Raw genomic sequence first — 963 nt, 5'->3', positions numbered from 1 at the left:
GGCGCGGACCCGGCGGCGCGCGGCTGCGGCGAGTGCCACGCGTGCCGCACCGTCCTCGGCGGCACCCACCCGGACGTGACCGTGCTGGCCACCGAGGCGGTGAGCTATCGGATCGAGGACGTCCGCGCCCTCGTGGAGGCCGGCCAGTCCACCCCCGCCACCGGGCGCTGGCGGATCTTCCTCATGGAGGACGCGGACCGCATGACGGAGCGCGCCACGAACGTGCTCCTCAAGGCCATCGAGGAGCCGCCGGCCCGCACGATCTGGATGCTGTGCACCCCGTCCCCCGCGGACGTGCTCCCCACCGTCCGCTCCCGCTGCCGGCTGATCACGCTGAGCATCCCCGCCGTGGAGCAGGTGGCGGAGCTGCTGCACCGCCGCGACGGGCTGGACCGCGAGACGGCGCTCACCACCGCCCGGATCTCCCAGTCGCACGTGGGCATGGCCCGCCGCCTCGCGCGGGACCCGGAGGCCCTCGAACGCCGCGAGCGCATCCTCTCCCTGCCGCTCCAGGCCACCGCCGTCTCCGACGCGATGGCCCTGGCCGCCACGTTGGCCGAGGTGTCCAAGGCCGAGGCCGAGTCCGCCGCCGAAGCCCGGGACGCCGAGGAGCTCGAGGCACTGCGCCGCTCCCTGGGCCTCGAGCCCGGCGAGCCCGTCCCGCCCAAGCTCCGCCACCACGTCAAACGGCTCGAGGAGGACCAGACCCGCCGGCGGCGCCGCGCCGTCCGAGACTCGCTGGACCGGGCCATGATCGACGTCATGGGCCTGTTCCGGGACGTGCTGCGCGTGCAGCTGGGGGCCGACGGCGAGCTCATCAACGAGCACCGTCGGGACGAGATCGAGGCGTACGCCCGCGGCACCGCCGGCGACTCGGCCGAGGTGCTCGCCCGGATCGACGCCGTCACCACGGCCCGGGAGCGCATCGCCGCCAACGTGCCGGAGCAGCTGGCGGCGATGCGA

At 75.3% G+C, this 963-nt stretch carries 1 protein-coding gene; it reads left to right on the top strand.

Annotated elements, in window-relative coordinates:
• The coding region (locus D8M29_RS12435) for a DNA polymerase III subunit delta' (protein ID WP_127446033.1) at positions 1-963 on the top strand (963 nt) is incomplete at both ends.

The organism is Micrococcus sp. HSID17227, from assembly GCF_003989405.1.
GTDB classification, from domain to species: Bacteria; Actinomycetota; Actinomycetes; order Actinomycetales; family Micrococcaceae; genus Micrococcus; species Micrococcus luteus.
The sequence above is the reverse complement of the archived record's forward strand: the minus strand, read 5'-3'. Positions and strand labels throughout refer to the sequence as shown.